Here is a 24,042-nt window from a genome sequence, read left to right on the forward strand (position 1 = left end):
AAATAGATCTCAATTACTGTTGCCGGAAAAATAATTTTTAGGCGAGCATCCAGTATGCTGACGGAATATACGGTAGAAGCTGGCTTCGGAATTAAAACCACAATCAAAAGCTATACCTGTAAAGGAATATCGTTTATTTTCGGGATCGGCTAATCTTTTCTTGACTTCTTCTATCCTGTACTTATTTACCAGATCCCGAAAATTATGATTGGAACCATAATTTATAGCGCTAGAGACTTGATTAAGAGGAAATCCGATGGCAATGGATAGCTCTTTTAAACTTAGTTGAGGATTTAAAAAAAGTTTATCTACCTCGAATGCATGATAGACTGCTTGTTGGATCGCTTGATAGTTTACCGTCTTATCACCTGCTTGCGATTTGGCCGACTGAACCGAAGGTGCTTGACGGATAAGGGAGAATTGGTCATTTTGAGGTAAGATGATCATTCTGTAAGCCAGGTAAAAAGTGGTTATCGACAGGTAGATGTAAAAGAGTTGGGTAAAAATAAAGTAACCCTTCCCGGAGGGCATTATGTTTTGTGTTAAAGATGATGTGAATAAAAAAACAATTAGTAAGCCGGTGCATATCAAAAGATTGCGTAGCCATGAGAGTTCAGAAAAACGCGTATCGGATTGGCTTTCGAACAACCATTTTCTATAATTTTCTATACGTCGGAAGGAGAGAATCCAATAAATTACACCGGTTAGAATAGCCACAATATCTTCTGTGAATTTTAACCGATTATAAAAGAATGATTCTGCAATATGGTCTTTCAAGAGAATATTTTCTTGTTTTGCCGTAACTAGGTAAACGATAAAAGCATGGCACAAAAAAAACATGGCAGGAATGAAGTGCAATAATCTTTTTCTTGAAAAAAGATATTGCTGAGTTGTTACCGAACAGGCGTATAAGTAAAATAAGGGTTGAATAATGGTGTCAATAGCCAGAGGAAAATAACGCCAGCCTGGATGTTGCCAAAGACCAAAAGTGTGTAACAGAATTTTGAAGCTTAATAGCATTAAAACCAAGATGATCAAAGCTAATAAGGTGTTTTCGCTATTCTTATTTGGTTTGAAAATCCAGCAAATCAGTCCTATCAACCCCTGGAGGATACCAGCAAGAATAATGGTGTTGAATATTGTGATTTTATGGTCCATTTATAGTTATCTGGGCACTTAGATGTGCTGTTGAGTTCACTTCTTGCATTTGATCAGGAAGAATGGCTGACTTTCATTGATTTCCGTGATTTCAAATAATCCATATTTGCCGAATTCTGATTTTATGGAGTCCTTATCGTAAAAATACAGCTGTGCTCCCTCGAATATTTCGTAGCGGTCTTTGCTGATGAATTTACCTTGCCCATAGGTATGCGCTTCTTTTGAAATTGCAGTAAATACCATATATCCATTTTCTGACATTTGGTTATAGCAGTCGAGAATTAGTTTTTTTCTTTCGTTATCGTCTAGTAAATGGATTAAGGCATAACAAAATATTCCATCGTATTGGTTGTTGTCAAATGGCATGTCGGTTACGGAGCCGTGATGGATGACCATATCTGTTCCGTAGTGTTTTCTTGCCATTTCAATGGCTGTTTTTGAAATTTCAATCCCCGTTACTGCTATTCCACTTTCCTTGAAGATTTGTGCGTTTCGTCCGTAACCAATTCCGGGTATAAGAAGGCTCTTTACTGATTTCTGAACAAAGAAATCCCTTGTTAATACAGCAGATTTTGCTGGTTCGAAGCCCCACATTTCTTTCTTCTCGCCAAAAGCTGATTCCCAAAATTCAGGTTTTTCGGTTTCATTTGCCATAATGCAATTGTATATTATTGATTATGCAATTTAGCAAGAAAAACATAACAATCTATTTACAGAAAGGATAATCACATACGGTCTGTAAAGTTTCTCCTGATAATGGCTTACCTTAATTCTCCTAATTTGCGGGCATATTCTCCGGGACTCATCCCTGTGTGTTTTTTGAACTCTGAAAAAAATACACTTCTAGATTTGAATCCGGCTTCGGCTCCAATGGCTTCCAATGTAAAGTGTTTCCAATCCGTAGTGGTTTCGAGCCTTTTTTTGACCAGGTCTATTTTTAGGGAGTGGATAAATTGGATAAAGCTTTTGTTGTGTTTATTCCTGATCAGGTGGTTCAACTGATGAGCTGGCATTTCGAGAATGTGAGCTAGCTTTTTTAGAGTAATGGTTTTTTGCAGGAAATCTTTGTGTTTGGCTATATGTGCATCCAATTTTGCAAGTAACTGTACACATTTTACCTGGTCACTTTCTATATCCAGTTCTTTGTTAACTCTTTGAAGTGTTTCCCGTCGGATGTCTAAGTAGTTTGCCTGATGCACAAGTGGGATTCGTCCTATATGGTCTGGAATTGATGCCAACAGATATTGGTATTTTTCCTTGGCAGTACCTAATCGAATCATGTTGGAGCGTTCGTGAGCTTCCTGAAAGCAACGCTCCATAATACAACGCATAATGATGTTCATTTCAGGGTATTGCTGATAGAAATAAAGCATATCTTTTGCGTGTAAACTCACCACAAGGGAATCTTCTATTGCAAATATACTGTCGTCGGATGGCTTATATCCATACATGCCTGAAACGGAGGTCACAAAATTTCTGTCTGGAATAATGAAGCTGGTGAGTTGTTTATTATTTCTATTCGTGGTAGAAATAAGGATACCTTTTACAAGGAAGTAGAAGTGATTGCAATATTCTCCTTGTTTAACCAGGTAATGATCTTTTTTGAGTTCACGAACTTTAAGTAGCAGATCGAGTTCCGCTTTCAACTCTTCACTAATAGGGGAATAGGCAGCAAAAACACCAATTAATTGATGTGCTGGATTTGAGGCGTTACCAATTTGAGATAACTTTTCTTGCATGTTGAATTACAGATATATATCGAGCGAAAATATTGTAACTTAATTGTGGCGCAAGTTATGTTTATTATTAATATAGTATGTTAAATTCGAAATAAATAATCATGAATATTTGACTGTAAATTAAGTTGTAAATGATAATTTCCCTACCAAAAGACGGTGCTGCTGTAGTGATCCTTTTCCAATAAAAGCCCAAAAGGAAAATAGCCAAGACACCAGGAGAGATGAAACCGACATATTCCTGGATAAATTGATAGGCCTGATCTAATGATTTTAATGACGGTGTGACAATTACTGCTATAGTCATGGAAATGACAACAGCTCAGCGACCTACAAGTACCATTTTTCTGTCTGAGGCTTCTTTATTAAAATACTTCTTATAAATGTCAAGCGAAAAGATTCGATATACTATTGGCTTTGCCCGCCAGAGAAGCTACAATTGTAAAGTCATTTTGTTCATTTACAATGATTTGCCAGTTTTTATTCGATCTGTTAAAATGGGTGATAATGAACGGTACCTATATCGCCGCTTAATTTGCCGATTTATAGGTTTTAGCTTAAATTTAAGAATAGCACAAACCTATTGTGTTTTAGATAGTTGTGTGGCGGCAAAAGAGGCGGGTGTATAGTCTCTGTTTGAATATTCTAACCTAAAACTATAAACATGAATTTAATTGAAATGATTAAGAATGAAATGAACGGTGGTGTCGTCTCATCTTTAAGCCAAAAAGCTGGTGTAAGCGAGGAAGAGGTTAAAAGTGGTCTTTCTGCAGGCGTTCCTGCAGTTCTGGCAGGCGTATTGAAAAATGCGACAAGCGGAGGTGATCCTAGTTTTCTGGGAAAAATGTTAGCTGGTGGTACTGGTAACAGCGCGGAAGATTTAGCAGGTAGTGATCATGAGTCTTTATTGGAGAAAGGAAATTCTTTGTTGAGTGGTTTGTTTGATCGTGATACTGGATTGGTAACCGAAGCTGTTTCATTTTCCAGTGGTTTGAGCAATGCTAAATCTGCGGGCTTATTGGCTATGATTGTGCCCTTTATCACAGGTGTTGTTTCGAAACTGATGGTCAGTAATGGCTGGAGCGTGTCTGACTTGATGACTAAGATCTTTGAAAGTAAAGATGCCATTGTTGCCGTTTTGCCACAAAGATTAACAGATTCTATGGGCTTGATATATCTGTATGCACCTCATCCAGATTGATATTGGGTAGCTCCGAAATAACAATGTAATGATAGTTTGTTTAAAAGGAGGGGCAGAGGGAAGCTCTCGACCTGAATCTTCCCCCAAACCTCTCCAAAGGGGGCTATTTAATATCTAATGTTTCTCTGGCCTGTTTTTAATCTGTGAGGCTTTCAGGTATACTTTTTTTCCTTTTTTATTAATGTAGTATTTTCGGTTTTTACTGTTGATGTATACATCTGTTCCATCCGGAGCCATTTTACCTTCCCAAACCTTATCTGTAACTTTAGATGTACCTTTTACCGCAACTTCGGCTGTTTTGTTGCCTACTTTTTTAGCTGTGGTTCCAATTTTTTGACCTAGTGATTCTTTTTTCTCCTGGGCCTGGCTGCTTAACGCGACTCCCGTAATTAATCCAAGGGTAAGTAGCCCGGCTAAAATGCTTCTTGATTTCATACTTAATTTATTTGGTGAGGGACATGTGAATTCTATTTTTCTTTGATCCGATCAGGATGGAGCAATTGGTCTGAGGCTTGTATGAGCTGGTTCAGTTTTTCGTTGTTTTTATGGATCTGCTCTTCAATTGCTGCTTTTCTGCTAAGCAATTGTTGAATGGCGGGATCTTGGGCCAGTCCAATTTGGGAGATGGCATTTTTAAGGGTGTTTCCATCGTGGCTTAAATTTTCCATAAACATCTATTTTAATGATCAATCCGTCACTGTCTGTTAACTGCGACATTAAATTAATTAGAGGCGCTCATTTCAATTATTGTTTAAGTTAAGGAAACAAGTGTACAGGATGAAAATCCATTTTGTTCATTTTGAACATATTGGCTATTCACTGTAGTAGAATAATGAACAAGAATCTTTTTATTGTTGACAACATAAACTTTACATTACTTTAACATATGTAGTCAAAACCTTTTGGGTATTATAACTGTTGTAAAAATATATTAAGAAAAAACAGTATAACTTACACTCACATTGCAAATTAAACGTATTATTTAGTTACATTTGTGGAAATTTTTAGACATTAATGAAGATATTTATTACAGGCCTTCCTTTAGAAGTAGGGGAAGATGAATTAACAGCCGTTTTTGGTGATTTCGGTCAAGTAAAATCACTTAGGATTATCAAAGATCGCGAGACTGGTCAGAGTCGTGGTTTTGGCTTTGTTGAAATGCCAAACGACGAGGAAGCCAAAGAAGCCATTAAAAGAATGAATGGCGGCGATTACAATGGTAACCGTATTAAAGTTGCTGAAGCACAAGAAAAACCAAATACTGGTGGAAACGCTGGTGGTGGCTTCAAACGCAATAATAACAGAGAAAGAAGCTTCTAATTCTCTTTTTTCAGTTGCTTGAATTCTGCAATTAAGATATATGTAGCCAGCTATACTATTATTATGGCTGGCTATCTTTTTATTTGATTCCTATCTATGGGCGTGTTCAAAAAGTACCGTATTTTCAGTATTTTATTTCTTTTGATCTTTATTGTGGAGCTTATTGCGGAATTTCAGCAGCTAAATACCCTAAGACTTATAGTAAAGCCCTGTATTGTCTTGTCGCTTGCTATATTTTTTTGTATTTGCACTAAACTAAAAGGACGCTTTCATAAAAGGTTGTTTAGCGGGCTTATTTTTGCCTGGTTTGGAGATATCCTATTGCTTTTCGTAGATGCCCGTCCGGATTATTTTATGTATGGACTTTTCAGTTTCCTACTGGGACATCTTTTTTACACCAGGGCCTTTTACCTCGATTTCCGGTCTGCACAGGAACTGGATAAGAAGAATGCCAGAATTGCTATTGGCGTCTGCAGCATCAGCAGTATTGCTTTTTACTTTTATCTGCGTCCTCATTTGGGGGCTTTAAAGCTGCCTGTAATGATCTATACGTTTGTGATTAGTATGATGCTCATGATGGCTGTTTTTAGAAATCTGCGCGTTAACAAAGAAAGCTTTACGCTTGTATTTGCTGGTGCTATTCTTTTCATATTGTCAGACAGCCTGCTGGCCTATAACAAGTTTGTTTCCTCTTTTAGTCTCGCTGGTGTTTGCATCATGGCTACATATATGCTCGCACAATATCTTATAGTTATTGGCGCTGCCGAGAGGAGACTTCTTTCTCAAGAACTGTAAAGATCAGAGACAATCTTTCTCCATGCTCATCTACCAGTGTTAATGTATGTTTCCCTGCTGAAGGGCTAACAGCTAGTTGATGAAAGCTTTTTGTTGTTGCGATATATTCATCATCAATATGCCAATATATCTTGATATTTGGATCGCGGTGAGTGGCATTTAACACAACCTTACCTCGTGTACCATCAAATTCTATCGGAATATACACTGAAGTGTTGTTTCTTGGATAGATCATGTCCATTACATAATTGTTGCCCATATCTCCACAGCCTTCTTTGAAGGGAGGTAAGGGTTTATAATCACTATTTTTAATCTTGTAATAATATTCCATTGAGGGAGGAAGTACAAACCAGGATTTATGGAGCATCTGAGCAGTAGATTCACATCGGTCGGTGACTTGCCAGGTACCTGTTGGATCTAAGTGGACCAGTTTATGATAAGGGCAAACACCTGTTTTTTCTCCGGCAGCCGGAACCATTTCTTCTGTTTTGTCTGTACAGTATTCTCCGGCTTTATAACCACTTTGTTTACACACTAAAATCTTCTTTAACTTGCTTACTGGAGTTTTAAACCACTTTTCATTAGGTAATTGTCTGAATATATCAAAAAGTACGGGAGCTGCGGCATCAATGCCGGTTAAACCTGGACGGCCTTCTCCATCTGCATTGCCTACCCATACGCACACTACATATCCAGGTGTTAAACCTACAGCCCAGGCATCTCTGAAACCGAAACTGGTGCCTGTTTTCCAGGCTACCCTTTGAGAGGAAGAGAATTGTTCCCATAATCCTTCATCACCAGGGCGCATCAGTTCTTCCATAGCATTAAATGCAGACCATATGGCGCCGTGGTCAAAGACTGAATTGATTTGCGTTTCCTCTCTGTCTCGCCTGGTATCTCTTTTGGAGCTTACATATACTGGAGCATCATAATCATGTGGATTATACTTTCCGCTAAATTCGTTGAAGTGTTTTAATGTTCTGGCCATTCCCATATAGGCTTTTGCCAAATCCCACATGGTCACTTCACTTCCGCCAAGAATGAGCGATAATCCGTAATAATCTGCAGGTTTATTTAAGGTAGAAAAGCCCAGCTGTTTCAGTTTATCATAAAATCGCTGATATTTGTAGGTCTGGAGCATTTTGACCGCTGGAATATTCAGGGAACGGCTTAGAGCCCTGTCGGCCGGGATTGCACCATCATATCCCAGGTCATAGTTTTGTGGCGAATAACCTCCAATCTGTGTTGGGATATCCGGGATCAGGGTGTGCGGCATAATGAAACCATCATTTAGCATACTGGCGTAAAGGAATGGTTTTAGGGTACTACCTGGACTTCTAGGGGCCTTTATCATATCCACATGGCTCTCTAATTCAGTATTGTCTGGCTGGTAGATGTTCCCCACATAGCTTTTTACTGATCCGGTATTTACATCCAGTACCAATGCCGCAATATTATTGATGTCATTGGCACGATAGCGGTTATTGTATCTTTTCAGCAGGGCGTTAATTTTAAGCTGGAGGTTTTCATCTAAGGTCGATCTGATTCTTGTGCTGTGGATTCCCAGGCCGGCACGTTCTTGTTTAAAGCGGTTCAATAAATGTTGGGCGTTTTGTGGCAATTGCTGAGGTTTGCCCGGTATGGGTTCAAATTTTGAAAGATTGGCCGTTGCCTGGTCTATGTAATGGAGTGCAGCCAGTTTATCGAGCAAGTCATTTCTTTTTTTGATCAGCTTGGTGGCATTTTTGCCAGGATGGACAAGTGAAGGGCTATTCGGCAATACGGCAAGGGTTGCCATCTCTCCCCAGGACAGTGAACTCGCACTACGGCCAAAATAGCGCCAGGCTGCTGCTTCCAGACCAACAACATTGCTTCCGAAAGGAGCATTTGCTGCATAAAGGCCAAGAATTTCAGATTTAGAGTAACGTACTTCGAGGCGGAGCGCCAAAAGCATCTCTATTAATTTTTGGGTAAGGGTACGGTCTTCTTTTCTATACAGACGGATGACCTGCATGGATAAAGTACTTCCACCACTGACTACACTTTTTGCTTTAAAGTTTTGCTTCATTGCCCTGGCTAAGGCAAGGATGTCTATGCCCGCATGTTTATAAAACCGTTTGTCCTCAAAGGCTATAATACATTTAGTGAATTTGTCAGGCACACTGTCTGCTACTGGAAAACGCCATTGCCCATCGCGTGCTATCGCAGCACTGAGCAACTGACCGTTTGAGGCCTCTATGACAAAAGAAGTAGGGGCAACAAATAGCCTGGAAGGCAACAGGAACCAGAAAACCAGAAAAAGAACCAGGCAAATCAGATCGGAGATCAGAAAGCCTGGTTCATACTTGAATTTTTTAAACATTTTACTTAATTACCTGTACCCATTTACCTTGCTGTGTTGCACTGATGTTGTTATTATACATGGCTTCTGCCTGTACAGCAGATAAGTAATACCTACCTAAATAAGAAGCATTCAGCAGAACTTTGTAAGTTACTGTCTCGTTCTCTCTAAGGTTAAAATAAGTAAATACCCTGTCGTCTCTGATGTCACGATAAGTGAACGGAGAAGAAGAGAGAATGCTTTCGTTGTCATTGATACGGGTATTGATGATCTCCCATCCGGACGGGAAAATCTGGTTAAGTGCCATTTGTTCATAAAAGCCCATTTTGCCTGGATTTTTAATGACTACTTCTGCATAAAAATCTAAACCTTGTTTTAAAGTAGTTGGATCTATTGTCTTGCCATTCAGTAATTTATAGGATACGCTCATTTCAAGGGTCTCCGGATTATTGGGCAGGAAGTTGTTTTGTCCTGCGGCCGGTTGTCCTTGTAAGATCAGTCTGGCAAAAAGTACCCTATTACCAGTATTACTGATCTGAACCTGATTACCTTTAAAGCTTAATGGGGTAGAACTAATGTATTGTTCTGTGTTTACACTACCTTTTTTATCATCCAGAACAAAACTATAATTCAGTTTATTGGCAGATGTATTCTGGCCGCAGAATTTAGCGATGGCCAGCAGGCTATAAGCTGTGGTTTGGGTGCTGTACCAATCATCTCTGCCCAATTTGGAAGCCAGAGGCTGGAGAAGTTGGGCCGCTTTGCCTTTTTGTCCAAGAAGGGTTAAGGTTTCTAAAATCATGGCTTCATCCCTGATGTCGGAACCATAGGTTCCGCCCAGTTGGTTGTAAGGCTTAACGGATAGATCTAAGCCTCTAATAAGCTGCGCGGCGGCATCTGCTTGTCCGGCTAACTTGTAGGCTGCTGCAAGCCTCCATTTGGCGCTTACGGATAAATACTGGAAGCCTCTTAATCGGTTCATGGCTGCCATGTCTGTTTTCTTAGCTAAAGCGAGCACATACAAACGATAAGCCTGTGAGAGGTCACCGCCATAGAAATTTGTGCTGTTTGGCGACCAGCTGCTTGCTTTAGTTTTTTGATAGCGAAGCAATTCATCCAGCAGACCTACAGGAATAGAATAGCCTTTGTTTTGTGCCTCTACCAGGAAATGTCCGGCATAATTGCTTCCCCATTCATCTGCTGATGGTGAACCTGGCCAGTAAGCCAGACCACCCTCAGCGGTTTGGAAATCCTTCAATTTTTGTATACCTGCTTTAATATTTTTCTCAGTGGCTGCTTTTTGTTGTGCGCTCAATTGTGTAAGCTGATCTAAAAATAACTGAGGGAATACAGCTGATGTTGTTTGTTCTACGCAGCCATGCGGATATTGCATCAGGTAGCCCAAACGTTTTTTCAAATTGATCGGAGGGATAGAAGATAATTCTAAGGATCCTGAATTTGTACCTGCCATACCAATTCCACTATAAGTCTGCGTCCAGGTCTTGCCTGGTTCTATGGTCGCTGATACGACATTGGTTACAAATGGATTTGGATTCCTGATGTCAATTTCTACATCATATATTGCCTTTTCCGCTCCACTCTGTGCGATGAGTTTGACTTTACCAATGCCTGCAATTTCAGGGGCTTTGATTTCAAAATAAGCCATTTGTTCTCCAGGTTGTTTGTAAGACAGCTGGATGGTTTTGTTTCCTTCTACGCCCAGGTTTTGAGTTTGGATTTGCAAAGTCACATTTTTAAGATGGTTCTCTGTTGCAAATACTGTAGCTGGCAGGGTGAAGCTTTCACCTGGGCCAATTACCCTTGGCAAGGTGGCCAGAAGCATTAATGGTTTTTTAACCTGTACCGATTTTTCCTGAAAACCGTAAGCACCATCCTGACCGGCTACGACCATGGCCCGTACTGCACCGATGTATTGCGGGAGTTTGAATTTATGTGTTTTAGTTTCGCCTTTGGAAAGGGCAAAAGGCCCCATGAATTTAACAACAGCCTTAAACCGATTGGCTTTTGCAGGATTTAGATTTTTATTGATGCTGCCGTCACCACCAATACTCAGGATGCGTTCCAGATTACCACCCCAGGCACCGAGCACATAATCAAAAAGGTCCCAGGTTTTCACGCCAAGCCCTTCTCTGGCGTAGAATACAGCATGAGGATCAGGTGTTTTAAAGCGGGTGAGATCAAGTAATCCTTCATCGACGATAGCAATAGTATAGGTCATAGCCTTACCGTTCTGTTCTGCTACAGAGATGGTGTTTTCTGTTTCCGGCTTGATCTTATCGGCCATTTTGATGACTGGTTTTAAAATAGTTTCCGGATCTTCAATCAGGAGTGGGATAGCTCCGTACATCCTTATTGGCAGATCATTTACTGTTTGGGCGTGTGGCTGTAATAAGGTAACGTTTGCAAATACATTTGGAGACATGTTTTTTTCTGCCTTGAATTTGAATTGCGTTTGCCCAGCCTTTGTATCTGTCCAGTAGGTTTTCAACACCCTGCTGCCATTTTCGATAGAGATCAGCGCTCTGCCACCTTTACCGGAAGGGATGGTCAGGACTACATCTTCACCTACTTTGAATTTTGTTTTGTTAGCGGTGAATGAGAGCATAGATGCCTCTGTAGGGTTATTGGCTTGTTCACGTTGTGCCCAGCCTGGCCAGTCAATATACACATCTTTACCTGTTACATGACCGCCATTTAAATCTCTTACCAGAATGAGGTATCGACCCCATTCAGGTTCATCCACTCTAAGATTCCAGCTTCCCCGTCCGTTATTCAGGGTTACGCTCTGCTTTTTGATGAGTTTATTGTACTGATTTTGTGTAAAATTGGCATAAGAATTCTGGTCATCCTGTTCCCACCACCAGCGCCATTGCACTTTATAGAGTTCCACGTCAACTGTTTTGCTGCCAGCCAGTAATTTTCCATCCCGGTTTACATTTATCAAATCTATCTTATGGTCCTTACCGGTCACCAGCATGCCGCTTAGTTTTTCTCCTTCGGGCGTTTTAATACCATAGTAATTGTTGTATACATGATAAGGGATGCTAAAGTTATCAATGCTAAAATTACCACCAGCTTCAAATACTTTTGTAGTAAAATTAGCTTTTAATACGCCTGGAGCCGTTTTATTCTGATCCAAATTGGTATTCACTACAGCTGTTCCGTTTTCGTTTAAGGTACCTTCGAAAATGGTCTTAACCTGCGATTCAAACTTAACTGTCGGATTATCGAAGGTATAGGCCTCAAAACCAGGAAAAGTGGTTTTCATAGTATTCAGGTTTACATCCACTTTGGCTTTAAGGTTTTTACCTACCGCACCAAAGAGCCAGTTGGCCGAAAGCGTAGCGGAAGATCCATTGTCGGCACTCAGATATTTTCTGGCACCGATGTCAAAATTGATCTTGAGCCGGTTTGGCATTACGGTTTCAATTTTTACCGTTTTACTGAAAGTAGAACCTCCGGCTTTAACTTTGACCAGCCAGTTTCCGGTAGGGGCAGTTGAGGCTGTTGCAGTTTTAAAGGTATAAAATCCATTTAAAGAATTACCGTTTACAACCTTTCTAATAATTTGTCCCTGAGGGTTATATAATTCAAAAGTGACAGGGTAGGCTCCTGGTAGCTTTTTAAGCTTATCTTCCAGAATAAAGGAAAGATATAATGAATCTCCGGGACGCCAAACGCCACGTTCTCCATAGATCAGGCCTTTAATTCCATTTTGTACGACATCACCACTTACATCGAAACGGCTTAAAGGAAGGGAATTTCCATCGTCTAATTTTAAATAACCTCGTTCATCGCCATTTTTGGCGATGAGCAAAAATGGTTTTCTTTTGAGATCAAAGGAGGCCATTCCGTCGCCATCTGTTTTTGCTGTGTAAATAACTTGTTTGGCATAATCCATTAATTCCAAGGTAACACCACTTAATGGTTTGGCAGTGAGCAGATCGGTTGCAATAATAAGCATGCTGTTGTCATTTCCGCGTTTGGCAACCAGGCCAATATTAGAGGCGATCAGGTTACGGCTGGCCCATTTATCAGTAGTGTAATAAGAAGAAGTACATGGATTGTCACGGTCGTCCCAGCGATAATGCTGCGGATAGTAATTGTTGTACCGGCTCCAAAAGGCATCATCCTCGTCGATTTTTTCTCCGTAATATTCATTGGCATTTTCGTCTTCGTCCGTGCTTTCTGAATCTGCTTCTGCCTTATCTGCGCCTGCAGCACATGCATATACATTATAGGCCTTTCTAAAACCAATGGTTACCCTGTACATTGCACCGGGCTCTGTACGGATCATTTTATCCAGATCAAGTGTAAAGCGGTTTTTCTTATGGAGGTTTAAGGATTTGTCTTCATCCAGTCTAATGGTTTTCTGTACCACCGGGCGGCCCACACGTCTTAATTCCTGGCCATCTTTATAGTTGTTGGTCTGAAAGAATTGTGGAATATTATTCTCATAGATCTTAATGATGGTTACATCGACCGCTTTCAGGTTCGTTGCCTCAAAGGGAAGTACAAGTTTACCCGAATTTGGAATAATTGTACCGCTTCCAGAAATAGTTACAGCAGGTGCCTTCTTTTCGAAAAGAACATTACCTGTTTTAGCTTCAGCAAGTTTCTTGCCTTTGATATTTTCAATACCCTGGTTCGCTGTCAATGTATAGTTACCGTCTAATGGATCTGTAGCATAGATTTTAAGCTGACTACCATCAATGGTGTATCTCAAATCTGCCAGACTACCCAGGGTAACCAGACCACTGAGGTCCTGAGCTACATTGAGCGGCTCTGAAAACTGTATAAGGGCATAGTCTTCCTGATCTTGTATGGCTTTTAAAGTTAGCACTTTAAATACTCCTGCGGCGGGTACCAATAGTGTCTCTTCTCCTTGATTTTCCGCATCAATTGCCTTTCCAGACCATTTAAGTGATAATTTTTGTTCTGCGCCTGTTTTCTTTATACTGTCTATAGTGAAGTGAGAACTGTATTTTGCCGGGTTGTGTTGCCATTTTACGCGGAGCTTTTGTCCGAAATCGAGTTCCAGTGCCTTTTCAATAAGTTTCGGGTCCTCCTCATCAGAAGTGTTGACATCTCCACTCAATTTCATGTAATCTAATGAGGTATTGTTCTGAGAAACCAGGCCGTTCTGAATAAGGTTCATTCCCGGATTTATGATCTTAAAGTCAAAATCAAATTCTTCAAGGCCTTTCTCTGTGTCTGTTACTTTAGAAAGGTTAAAGGTACCAGTATATACTTTTCCAGATTGAAGCGGCTCGTCTGGCCTGAATTCCACAGTTTGGGCGTCAATCCAGTAGGTTTTTCCCTTAACTCCGGGAGAGAAGTCAAAAAGATTACGATCATCAGGTGCTCCGATGGTACCCATTGTTTTTACCTGGCTGGCCAGACGGATCCGGATGAAACTTTTTTTGGATACGGTGCCAGAAGTATAGGCCTCAATGTATTTAGAGTAAGCCTGATTACTTTCATTGCTTTTTTTCTTTTTAAAAATGAAGAAAGAAGCTATTCCGATCAGTACCAAAGCAATGGCGCCGACCAGGATTCGTTGTTTGTTTTTGCTCAGTAGGGTAGACTGGGTAAATTTCATACGCTGTTCGTTAATAGATGCGAGGGAAATTACCAAAAAAAAAGTGGGAAAGAAAATTATTTGATCATTACACCCGGTTTGTTGATCAATGGAATCTTAATTAAATTGTCATCAACAATGCTTTCAGGAAGGAAAATGAATTTTTTATCATAGATGGTTCCGTCAATATAATAACTCAACCAATATTCATTGGTTAAACCAAATACAGCGGTGTCAATGGCTTCCACACCAGCGTACGTCATCGGTTCCAGATTACCTAGAAAATGACGAAGTGTTGAGGTTCTGACCATTACACCGTCTTTTTCACCGTAACCTTTGGAGCTGATCAGCACGTTGGTGATCAACTCCTTTTTCAGGTTAATGAAATATACGGTCCAACTCTCGGTTTCTGGAGTTTCGCCCATGAGCACAACAGCCATGGCTACATCTTCTACAATATTTTCCGGAAGATCTTTCTTCATAACAAGCTAGACGTAATATTATTTCTTTTTTGCAGGAGCTTTTTTAGCTGCAGGTTTAGCTGCTGCTTTTTTCTTTCCGGCTGTCTTCGCTTTTGCTTCAAATGCATTCGGAACTTGCTCTACAATTAGTTTTTTAACTTCTTCAAGGGAAATATCGGCCAGATCCTCAGGTGTATATTTTTCGCCTGTTGCCGGATTCTTACTTAGCTTTAGCATTTCCTTTCCAAAACGGATAAAAGGTCCCCATCTACCGTTTTCAATAGCAATTTTTTCAGATGCCCATTGCTGGATAAACCTATTGGCTTCTTTTTCTACTTTTTTGCTGATCAGTTCGGCAATATCCGAATCACTCAGGTTATCAAAATTGTAAGCTTTAGGAACGTTAATGAATAGGTCGTTCCATTTAATAAATGGCCCAAACCGACCTGTTCCTTTGGTTACCGGCAAATTTTGGTAATGTGCCACAGGCGCATCTGCTGTTATCTTTTCGTTAATAATCTCGATGGCACGATCGAGGTCAACAGACAGGGGATCTTCGTTTTTAGGGATGGAGATAAAGGTATCGCCCCATTTCACGTAAGGTCCAAACCGACCAACCCCAACAGAAACTTCTTTATCCTGATAGTCTTCCAACTGAAAAGGCAATTTGAATTGCTCTAAAGCATTTTCCAGGCTAATGGTGGCCACAGAAAGTGATTTAGGCAGGCTTGCATAACGTGGTTTTTCCTCATCCTCATTTTGTCCAATCTGAACCAATGGGCCAAATTTACCAACTTTAGCATATACATTTTTTCCGGAAACAGGATCTATGCCAAGCAGACGTTCGCCGTTAGCACGATCAGCTGTTTCAAGGGTTGTCTCTACTTCCTGATGAAATGGTGTATAAAAGGAGTGGAGCATTTTTGTCCATTCCTGTAGGCCCTGGGCGATCTCGTCAAATTCTTTCTCTACTTTGGCTGTGAAATTAAAGTTAACGATGTCTTTAAAGTGTTCCACTAAAAAGTCGTTGACCACTTCACCTATATCTGTAGGGAAAAGCTTGGCCTTTTCTGCACCGGTCATTTCCGTTTTTAGCTGTTTGCTTACCTGCCCGCCAGCCAGCACGATAGATGTAAAGGCACGCTGCTTTCCTTCTCTGTCTTCCTTAACCACGTAACCGCGATTCTGAATGGTTGAAATGGTTGGGGCATAAGTAGATGGTCTTCCAATACCCAGTTCTTCCAGTTTTTTAACCAGACTGGCTTCTGTATATCTTGAAGGCGGACGGGAGAAACGTTCCGTCGCATTCATTTCTTTTAATGTCAGCGATTGTCCTTTAGCTAAAGGCGGCAGCATATTGTTGTTATCAGTATCCTCGTCGTCGTCGTCGTTAGATTCCAGATAAACTTTTAAGAACCCGTCAAACTTCAAAACTTCTCCTTCGGCAACCAGGTTTTCTTTACGGCTGCTGATATCGATAGTTGCCGTTGTTTTTTCAAACAATGCTTCACTCATTTGCGAGGCAATTGCGCGCTTCCAGATCAATTCATATAATCTTTGTTCAGAACTGTCGCCAGAAACGGTATGCTGACTAAAATAGGTAGGTCTGATGGCTTCGTGAGCTTCCTGAGCGCCTGCTGATTTCGTTTTATATGTTCTGGTATGAAGATATTTATCGCCGTAAGCCGATTTGATTTCACTTGCCGCTGCCTGGATGGCTGTTTCAGAAAGGTTCACTGAATCGGTACGCATATAGGTGATCTTACCACTTTCATACAGTCTCTGTGCAACCTGCATGGTTCTGGAAACCGAATAACCCAGTTTTCTTGAAGCTTCCTGTTGCAGTGTAGAAGTGGTAAAGGGTGCTGCAGGATTTCTTTTGGCCGGCTTGGTTTCTAAGCTGGAAACATTAAATGATGCTGCTACACAGTCTTTTAAAAATTGCTCTGCGTCTGCTTCATGATCAAATCTCTGCGGCAATTCGGCTTTAACCAATTCTCTGGCATTGCCAGTGGTGAATTGTGCTGTGATTTTAAATGCTGCTGAAGCCTGGAATTTATTATACTCTCTTTCTCTGTCTACAATTAAACGTACAGCAACAGATTGTACGCGTCCTGCAGATAGGGAAGGTTTGATCTTTTTCCATAAAACAGGTGAAAGTTCAAAACCAACCAGCCTGTCTAAAACACGTCTGGCTTGCTGTGCAAAAACCAAGTTGTAGTCAATTGTTCTTGGGGTGTCAATAGCTTTGAGGATCGCAGGCTTAGTGATCTCATGGAAAACAATTCGTTTGGTTTTGTTTTCCTTCAGGCCCAGTGTTTCGTATAAGTGCCAGGATATGGCTTCTCCCTCGCGGTCCTCATCGGATGCGAGCCAGACCATTTCTGCATCTTTCGCTAGTTTCTTAAGTTCTGCTACGACTTGCTTTTTATCTGCAGGTACCTCGTAGGTTTGACTAAAGTTATTGGACACATCAATGCCCATATCTCCTTTAACTAAATCACGAATATGTCCGTAACTTGATTTTACAAGGAAATCCTTACCCAAATACCCTTCGATGGTTTTAGCTTTTGCAGGTGACTCAACTATTAGTAAATTCTTCGCCATTCAGAACGTTTTTCTGCAAATAAAGCTATAAATACATCTAAAATCAAAATAGAATCTGAATTTTTATGATAATTTAATTTAGTTCGGCAGCGTTTCAAGTCGTTTTGTGCTCATTTTTTTTCGTTTTTATCATACGTAATTTGGTGTGCGTCTATACTTTAAAGTACAAATTGTTATCTTATATATATAGGCGTGCACTTTGTCAGACAGATTTATCGATTTCTTTACACAGGTATTATATTCGAGGCTGATTTTTTTGGTAGATTCGTTTATCTAAAAAATAAAAACATAATGAATACATTATTAATATTCCTCAGTCTGTTTTTTACACCACCTAAGAGTGTGTATGATTTCACCATTAAAACTATCGATGGAAAAGAGGTTAAACTGTCTAAGTTTAAGGGAAAAAAAATCCTGATTGTAAACACGGCTTCCAAATGTGGATTTACACCACAATATGAGGCTCTGGAAAAATTACATAAAGAATATGGAGACAAAGTTGTCCTGATCGGGTTTCCTGCAGGAAATTTTGGAGGACAAGAACTGGCTACCAACGCTGCAATCCAGGATTTCTGTAAAAAGAATTTTGGAGTTACATTTTTATTGAGTGAGAAAGTAAGTGTTAAAGGAGCGGATATCAATCCTTTGTTCCAATATTTGACTACTCAAAGCAATCCTGATTTTACCGGTGACATCAATTGGAATTTTGAAAAATTCCTGATCAATGAAAAAGGAGAACTGGTTCATCGTTTCAGATCTAAAGTTACGCCCTTAGATCCGCAAATCACCAAGAATTTTTAAGCGAATTTCATTTAAATTACTTAAATAAGAGGGTATTCATGAGAATGGATATCCTCTTATTGTTTTAAAAAGTAATTTAAATGAAAACGGAGCCAAGATCTTGCGACCTGGCCCCGTATCATAAATTAACGCTCTCGATACAAATGTAGAAAAAAAATGGAATAGATTATTCATTGGGATGTTTTTTTTGAAAAGTCCCGGCGTAAAATTATTCATGGTGACAAATAAAGTCCCGGAACTGGTTATTTGGTCACCTAAAGAACACAGAATGCTTGAGTTAACATTACCTCGGCAAGGCGTGGATGGCTGCAGATAAAGCGAGTATGTAAACCATATTGTCATTACTTTTTAAATGCGCTTTTATGGTTTTGGTGGCCCGGGTGATATGGGTATTGATGGTTACCACAGAAATACCTAGTATTTTGCTTACCTCTTCATAAGATTTACCTTCTATTTTGCAGAGCGTAAAGACTTGTTTTTGCTGGTGAGGTAATTTATCTATGGCAGCTTGAATTTTTGCTTCAGCTTCTCTTTTGAATATATTTTCTTCAGTATGACTGTACAATTCAGAATTTATAGCAGAAAACTCTATCTTCAATCGTGCCTCGCGGGTCAATTTCCTAAAATGATCGTAAACGATTCTTTCTGCAATTTTATAAAGGTAGGCCTTAAATGATTGTTCCGGATCTACTAAATTGCGTTTTTCCCATATTTTGACAAATAAGTCCTGTAGAAGTTCTTCTGCAATGCTTTCTTCATGTACCATTTGAACCAGCTTTCTGTAGAGTTGCAGGCTATACTTATCATAAAAATATTTAAAAGCAGCCTGACTTCCATCCTTTAATTGTGCCAGGATCAAGTTTTCATCTATAAAAGGAAGTGCTGGTTTATTCAATTTCTTCGGGTATAAGATCAATCGTATAATAAAGACAAACGAACAGACCAGGGTAAGTCAATATCAGCTATCTGATCACGAATGTATTCAAAAAAAACATGAACATTGAAGAACTCAACTCAATAAATTTATTTTCTTGTTTGATGTAATTGGTCCGTGTTTTTCAAACGTATTAAGCATAAAAAGAACCCGTGAACAGACCACAACTCTTTATCTTATACCAAAAGCTTATAAAAAATCAACTCACCCTGGAGGAGCTGGACTGGCTTACACAATATTTTGAGACGGCTGAACGGGAAGAGTTATATCAATTGACCCGTATTGAACTTGAGTTAACGGAAGAAGATTCCCTGGCAACTTCAAAAGAAGAACTCACCCTTTTAAGAATATTTAATCAAATAGAACAAAAGATAGGGGGATCGAGGCTGCAGCTGGAGGAAAAAAGAAGAAATATTGGACCATTTTACAAAAAGGTAGTTTATCGTATGGCTATTGCTGCTACATTGTTTTTTATTTTGGGCGGAGGATTATATTACAGCATAAAAAGAAATTCTTCTCAGAATATCGTTAGTCAGACCTATGTTAAGGAAATTTTGCCCGGCAAATCAACGGCTACCTTGACCCTTGCCAGTGGCCGGAAAATTATCTTGTCTGAATCGTTGAAGGGAGAACTGGGACAGGAAGCCGGTGTCGTAATTTCCAAAACAGCCGGGGGAGAGATTATTTATCAGGTCAAAGGACACCAAACAGCTTCATCCGACCAATTGAATACGCTTTCAACTGTAAAAGGAGAACATTACCAGGTCATTTTGCCTGATGGTTCAAAGGTATGGCTAAATGCTGCATCTTCTATAACTTATCCGGTAAGTTTCGTCAAACAAAAGCAGAGGAGCGTAAAATTGACTGGAGAAGCCTATTTTGAGGTAGCTAAAGATAAACAGCACGCTTTCATTGTAAAAACCAATAAACAAGAACTTAAAGTACTGGGTACACATTTCAACGTCAGTGCGTACGAAGACGACACTCTAACAAGGACAACCTTATTAGAGGGCTCAGTTCGCATTGTGTCAGAGCGAAGGATTTCGACATCCGGACAGTCTTCGGTGGTTCTAAAACCTGGACAGCAAGCGGTTCTTAGCGGGCAGTCATTTAGTGTAAGTCAGGTAGATACAGAAGAATCGGTGGCATGGAAAAATGGCTATTTCAGGTTTAATAAAGAGAATATAACAGATGTAATGCGTAAGCTCTCTCGCTGGTACAACCTTGATGTTGTTTATGACGGGCCTGTATCGACAGAGGAGTTTAGTGGAACAGCCTCCAGTGCTAAACCCATTGAGCAGGTACTCCATATGCTCCAATACTCTAACTCAGTTCATTTTAAAATTGAAGGAAGGAGGGTTACGGTAACGAAATAGATTTTTTGCTGGGTAATCCAAACAAAAAAAAGCCACCCCGATTGGTGTCGGAATGACTTTTAAATCTGGATCTACTTCATAATTTAAAATTATCAACTAACCGCCAATGGCCTGTACCATCTTCGAAAATGAAGGCCATAGCATTAACCAGACCAAACAAATGTACAATTTTTACAAACAAAAAATATGTACGCCACCGGCGTATGTAAGTAAATTACTGTTGATTATGCGGCTAACCACCCTTATTTTGATCACAGCCATCATGCAGGTCAGTGCAGGATCTTTTGCACAAAGTATTACGCTGTCTGAGAAAAACGCACCAATAATGAAGGTTTTTGAAAAAATCCGTCAGCAAAGTGGTTACGATTTTATTGTTACGGGCTCTGTTTTAAAAAATACCAGGCCAGTGAACATTGAAGTGAAGAATATGCAGCTCCGGGAGGTATTGGGGCTGCTGTTTGAGAACCAGCCGATTGAGTATACGATAGATAATAAATCTGTATTGATTAGGGAAAAGACGAAATCTTTTCTTGATCGGCTGATAGACAAATTTCAAACCTTTGACGTGTATGGAAAAGTTTTTGATGAAGAAGGAAATGTCATTCCGGGGGCTACCGTGAAAATAAAAGGGACTTCGAAATCTGTGATTACCCGGTCGGACGGTGTATTTACATTTTCAGACGTCAATGAAGATGCTGTCCTGGTCATCTCATATGTAGGTTATACGCGCCAGGAGATTCCTGTAAGGGAACGAAAAATGCCATTGAAGGTTATCCTGAAAGTGGCTAAAAGTGACCTGCAGGAGGTAAACGTAACTTATAGTACAGGTTATCAAAATATTCCAAAAGATAGGGCAACAGGAGCATTCGATGTGATCTCAGGAGAACAAATTGGTAAAAAAGTAGCTCCGGGTTTATTGGAACGCCTTGAAGGATCAGCATCTGGAATGCTGGTCAATGTAGGAACACCAGACAGAAGCCTCACGCCAAACCGTGATAGTTTTACCATTAGAGGTACATCTACCATTAATTCGGAGAAAAAGCCCCTGATCGTCCTTGATGGATTTCCTACAGAGCTTGATCTGGTTAACATCAACCCGGATAACATAGAAACTATAACCATTTTAAAAGATGCTGCTGCCGCAAGTATATGGGGGGTTAGGGCCGCGAATGGAGTAATCGTGATTGAATCCAAAAAAGGAAGTTTTTCAAACAGCCCGCAAGTTAATTTCTCCAGTGTTTTTACTTTGATCGGCAGACCAAGACTGGACTATAGAAAGGTGCTCAATTCTGCGCAATACTTGGATCTGGAAAAAGAACTGGTAGACAAAAATATATTACCTGGCCAGAAGTCTGCATTCTCTCTTTATCCGGTTCCTTTAAGTACTGGTGCAGATCTTTATTTAAAATTTAAACGAGGCTCTATCAGCCAGCAGCAGTACGATAGCGAAGTACAGAGGTTAAGCCAAATCGATGTGAACCAGCAGTATCAGCAATATCTTTTACAATCCCCATTTTCGCAGCAGTACAACATCAGCTTGAGCGGTGGGTCTGTTATTACCCGTAATTACCTCTCCGCTTCCTATACAGATGAACGCACTAATAATCAAGGTGATTTTGGCAGTAGAATGGTGATCAATTTTAGCAATGAGACTAAAATTACGCCGAAGCTAACTTTTTCAGCGGAGACCTTTGTGACCTTGTTGAAACAAAAAAACAATGGCATTGGATTAGGGGCTAATCAGCCGGGAACAACTGCTTTGTTGCCTTATGATCAAATTGTTAATGCAAATGGCACACCTAATAATTTTTCCTACAAAGCTAAAGCACAAACATTGGATTCCCTTCAAAATAAAGGATATCTTCCGTGGAAGTACAACTATATTGATGAACTGGCGAATGCAGACAATACCTACAGGTCTCTGGCTTACAGGTTGACCGCTGGCTTAAATTATAAATTTAAATCCTGGTTGAGCGCCGATGTTAAATTTATGACTGAACGGGAATTTGATAAAACCAGAAATTATTACAATCCCGACACCTATATGGCAAGGAACATCATCAATACCTATACGGTTGCAAGCACGCATGTGAAAGGGGTTCCTACAGGTGGAATTCTGGATCTCAAGGATGCCGAACAAAACAATTACAACATCAGAGGGCAAATGAATTTTAATCCTGATCTTGGTTCTGCTGGCCGTTTGGATGCAGTAGTTGGTGTGGAACTCAGAGAAACGCTGTTGTCAGGTTATGGCACCAGGGAATATGGCTATGATAATCGGCTGCTGAGTTCAATACCGGTAAACTATATGCAAACGTATAAAACAGCCGATGGTGATCAGAAAGTTCCCTATGTCCAGTCTAACGAAAGCCGGAAGGACAGGTACGCTTCTGTATTTGGAAACTTTACCTATACCTACAAGTCTAAGTATTCTCTATCTGGAAGTTTCCGTAAAGACGATTCCAATCTTTTTGGTGCTTCAAAAGAATTCCGTGCCGTTCCTTTATGGTCTTTAGGTGGAATGTGGCGGGCAAAGGATGAGGATTTTATGGCCGGGACAAACTGGCTCTCCAAATTGAACCTTCGTGCTACCGTAGGTTATAATGGAAATTTAAACAAAGATACCTCTCCTTACCTGGTGATGCAGCAATCTGGTAACAATCCTATTAACAACGATCCTTTTGGAAGTATATACAATCCTGCAAACCCGCTGCTCAGATGGGAGCGTGTACAAACCTTTAATCTGGGCACGGATTTCTCCTTATTTAATTACCGAATCAGCGGAAGCGTGGACGCTTACTGGCGTAAAAGCCTGGATTTGCTTGGGAATGTAGATATCAATCCAACTTATGGGTTTACTTCCTTGCTGGCCAATCAGCTGGAAATGAAAAGTAGGGGAGTTGATCTTGAACTGAGTGCAAATGTTATTCGCAACTCGCAATTTAGCTGGACCCCGTCCCTAAATATCTCCTTCAACACCAATAAGGTAACCAAAGCTTATTTTCAGCAGGAAACCATTTCATATTATACGAATGTGAAGAACCCTATACAGGGGCAGGCGCTGGGCAGTTTGTACACGTATAAATTTGCAGGATTAAATGAGCATGGAAATGCAATGATCTATAATGGTAAGGGCGAAAGGGTATTGGCAGACCTACCGACCTTTGATCCAAAGGACCTGGGAGCACTTCAATATCAGGGAGATACTACACCTCCATATTTTGGCGGACTCTCAAATACATTTACGTACCAAAATTTTGAACTCTATACCTTATTTACTTTTAAAGCAGGTCATAAATTTATGCGGCCGACAACGGAGGCTGTTTATACTTTAGCTTATAGCAGAGTTGCCCAGGCAGATTTTGCCAATCGCTGGAGGGCACCGGGAGATGAACTGAAAACAAATATACCTTCAATTGATCCATTACACACCAGTAACTATAGTTATATAAACAGCGATTATTTTGTAGAAAATGCGAGTTATATCCGGTTTCGGGATGTGACCTTGACCTATAAAATACCTGTAAAAAAACTGGGCTGGAATGCTTTTCAAACGCTCAGTGTTAGCGTTACAGGAAGGAATCTTGCGCTTTGGACAGCCAATAAAGAAGGAATAGATCCGGATTACCTTAACGATTTAACCTCATCTGTTTTGCCGCCCTCCAGATCCTTTGTATTTAGTGTAAAAGCAACTTTTTAAACTCTAATCT

The 24,042-nt window shown here is 40.2% G+C and carries 16 protein-coding genes; 6 read left to right on the top strand and 10 right to left on the bottom strand.

The window, feature by feature from the left end; genetic code table 11:
• Window positions 1–9: 9 nt before the first annotated feature.
• The 3 genes from R2S08_RS11835 to R2S08_RS11845 all read right to left on the bottom strand — a co-directional run bounded on the left by R2S08_RS11835 (window position 10) and on the right by R2S08_RS11845 (window position 2,897).
• Window positions 10–1,158, bottom strand: a complete 1,149-nt coding sequence (locus tag R2S08_RS11835) for a helix-turn-helix domain-containing protein (RefSeq protein WP_316835371.1) — start codon at window positions 1,156–1,158, stop codon at window positions 10–12.
• Window positions 1,159–1,194: 36 nt separating this feature from the next.
• Window positions 1,195–1,812 carry a class I SAM-dependent methyltransferase gene (locus R2S08_RS11840; protein WP_316835372.1) on the bottom strand — a complete coding sequence of 206 codons (618 nt, stop codon included), beginning with the start codon at window positions 1,810–1,812 and terminating at the stop codon, window positions 1,195–1,197.
• Window positions 1,813–1,919: 107 nt separating this feature from the next.
• Window positions 1,920–2,897, bottom strand: coding sequence for a helix-turn-helix domain-containing protein (locus tag R2S08_RS11845; protein WP_316835373.1), 978 nt, complete (start codon window positions 2,895–2,897; stop codon window positions 1,920–1,922).
• Window positions 2,898–3,558: 661 nt separating this feature from the next.
• Between R2S08_RS11845 and R2S08_RS11850 the strand changes: the two genes are divergently transcribed.
• Window positions 3,559–4,095, top strand: coding sequence for a DUF937 domain-containing protein (locus R2S08_RS11850; RefSeq protein ID WP_316835374.1), 537 nt, complete (start codon window positions 3,559–3,561; stop codon window positions 4,093–4,095).
• 114 nt (window positions 4,096–4,209) lie between these two features.
• Here R2S08_RS11850 and R2S08_RS11855 read toward each other — a convergent pair whose 3' ends face one another.
• Window positions 4,210–4,530, bottom strand: a complete 321-nt coding sequence (locus R2S08_RS11855) for a hypothetical protein (RefSeq protein ID WP_316835375.1) — start codon at window positions 4,528–4,530, stop codon at window positions 4,210–4,212.
• A gap of 32 nt (window positions 4,531–4,562) precedes the next feature.
• Entirely contained in the window at window positions 4,563–4,763 is a 201-nt protein-coding gene (locus R2S08_RS11860) for a hypothetical protein (protein ID WP_316835376.1), read from the bottom strand.
• 346 nt (window positions 4,764–5,109) lie between these two features.
• On the opposite strand from R2S08_RS11860, the gene R2S08_RS11865 reads away from it, so the two are divergent.
• A complete protein-coding gene (locus R2S08_RS11865) occupies window positions 5,110–5,415 on the top strand; it encodes an RNA recognition motif domain-containing protein (RefSeq protein ID WP_108555963.1) in 306 nt (101 codons plus the stop codon).
• Window positions 5,416–5,511: 96 nt separating this feature from the next.
• A complete protein-coding gene (locus R2S08_RS11870) occupies window positions 5,512–6,210 on the top strand; it encodes a lysoplasmalogenase (protein ID WP_316835377.1) in 699 nt (232 codons plus the stop codon).
• Here R2S08_RS11870 and pbpC read toward each other — a convergent pair.
• The 4 genes from pbpC to topA are packed head-to-tail and all read right to left on the bottom strand — an operon-like array spanning window position 6,167 to window position 17,221.
• Window positions 6,167–8,572, bottom strand: coding sequence for a penicillin-binding protein 1C (pbpC, locus tag R2S08_RS11875; protein WP_316835378.1), 2,406 nt, complete (start codon window positions 8,570–8,572; stop codon window positions 6,167–6,169). The two genes, R2S08_RS11870 and pbpC, sit on opposite strands and share 44 nt — an antisense overlap.
• A 1-nt stretch (window position 8,573) precedes the next feature.
• Entirely contained in the window at window positions 8,574–14,174 is a 5,601-nt protein-coding gene (locus tag R2S08_RS11880; protein ID WP_316835379.1) for an MG2 domain-containing protein, read from the bottom strand.
• 56 nt (window positions 14,175–14,230) lie between these two features.
• Entirely contained in the window at window positions 14,231–14,635 is a 405-nt protein-coding gene (locus tag R2S08_RS11885) for a hypothetical protein (RefSeq protein WP_316835380.1), read from the bottom strand.
• 18 nt (window positions 14,636–14,653) lie between these two features.
• Entirely contained in the window at window positions 14,654–17,221 is a 2,568-nt protein-coding gene (topA, locus tag R2S08_RS11890) for a type I DNA topoisomerase (protein WP_316835381.1), read from the bottom strand.
• Window positions 17,222–17,512: 291 nt separating this feature from the next.
• Between topA and R2S08_RS11895 the strand changes: the two genes are divergently transcribed.
• Window positions 17,513–18,022 (top strand): glutathione peroxidase, encoded by a 510-nt coding sequence (locus R2S08_RS11895; RefSeq protein WP_133778340.1) that lies wholly within the window; start codon window positions 17,513–17,515, stop codon window positions 18,020–18,022.
• A 283-nt stretch (window positions 18,023–18,305) separates the two neighbouring features.
• Here the strand turns inward: R2S08_RS11895 and R2S08_RS11900 are convergent, their stop codons facing one another.
• On the bottom strand, window positions 18,306–18,917 hold the full coding sequence (locus R2S08_RS11900) for an RNA polymerase sigma-70 factor (RefSeq protein WP_316835382.1): 612 nt from the start codon (window positions 18,915–18,917) through the stop codon (window positions 18,306–18,308).
• A 191-nt stretch (window positions 18,918–19,108) separates the two neighbouring features.
• Here R2S08_RS11900 and R2S08_RS11905 point away from each other — a divergent pair, with 191 nt between their 5' ends.
• Complete coding sequence (locus R2S08_RS11905) at window positions 19,109–20,332, top strand: FecR family protein (protein WP_316835383.1); 1,224 nt, start codon at window positions 19,109–19,111, stop codon at window positions 20,330–20,332.
• A gap of 106 nt (window positions 20,333–20,438) precedes the next feature.
• Window positions 20,439–24,032: a SusC/RagA family TonB-linked outer membrane protein gene (locus R2S08_RS11910; RefSeq protein ID WP_316835384.1), complete on the top strand. Its 3,594-nt coding sequence runs from the start codon at window positions 20,439–20,441 to the stop codon at window positions 24,030–24,032.
• Window positions 24,033–24,042: the final 10 nt, after the last annotated feature.

Origin of the sequence: Pedobacter nutrimenti, from assembly GCF_032678445.1 — a bacterium.
Taxonomy (GTDB): domain Bacteria; phylum Bacteroidota; class Bacteroidia; order Sphingobacteriales; family Sphingobacteriaceae; genus Pedobacter; species Pedobacter nutrimenti_A.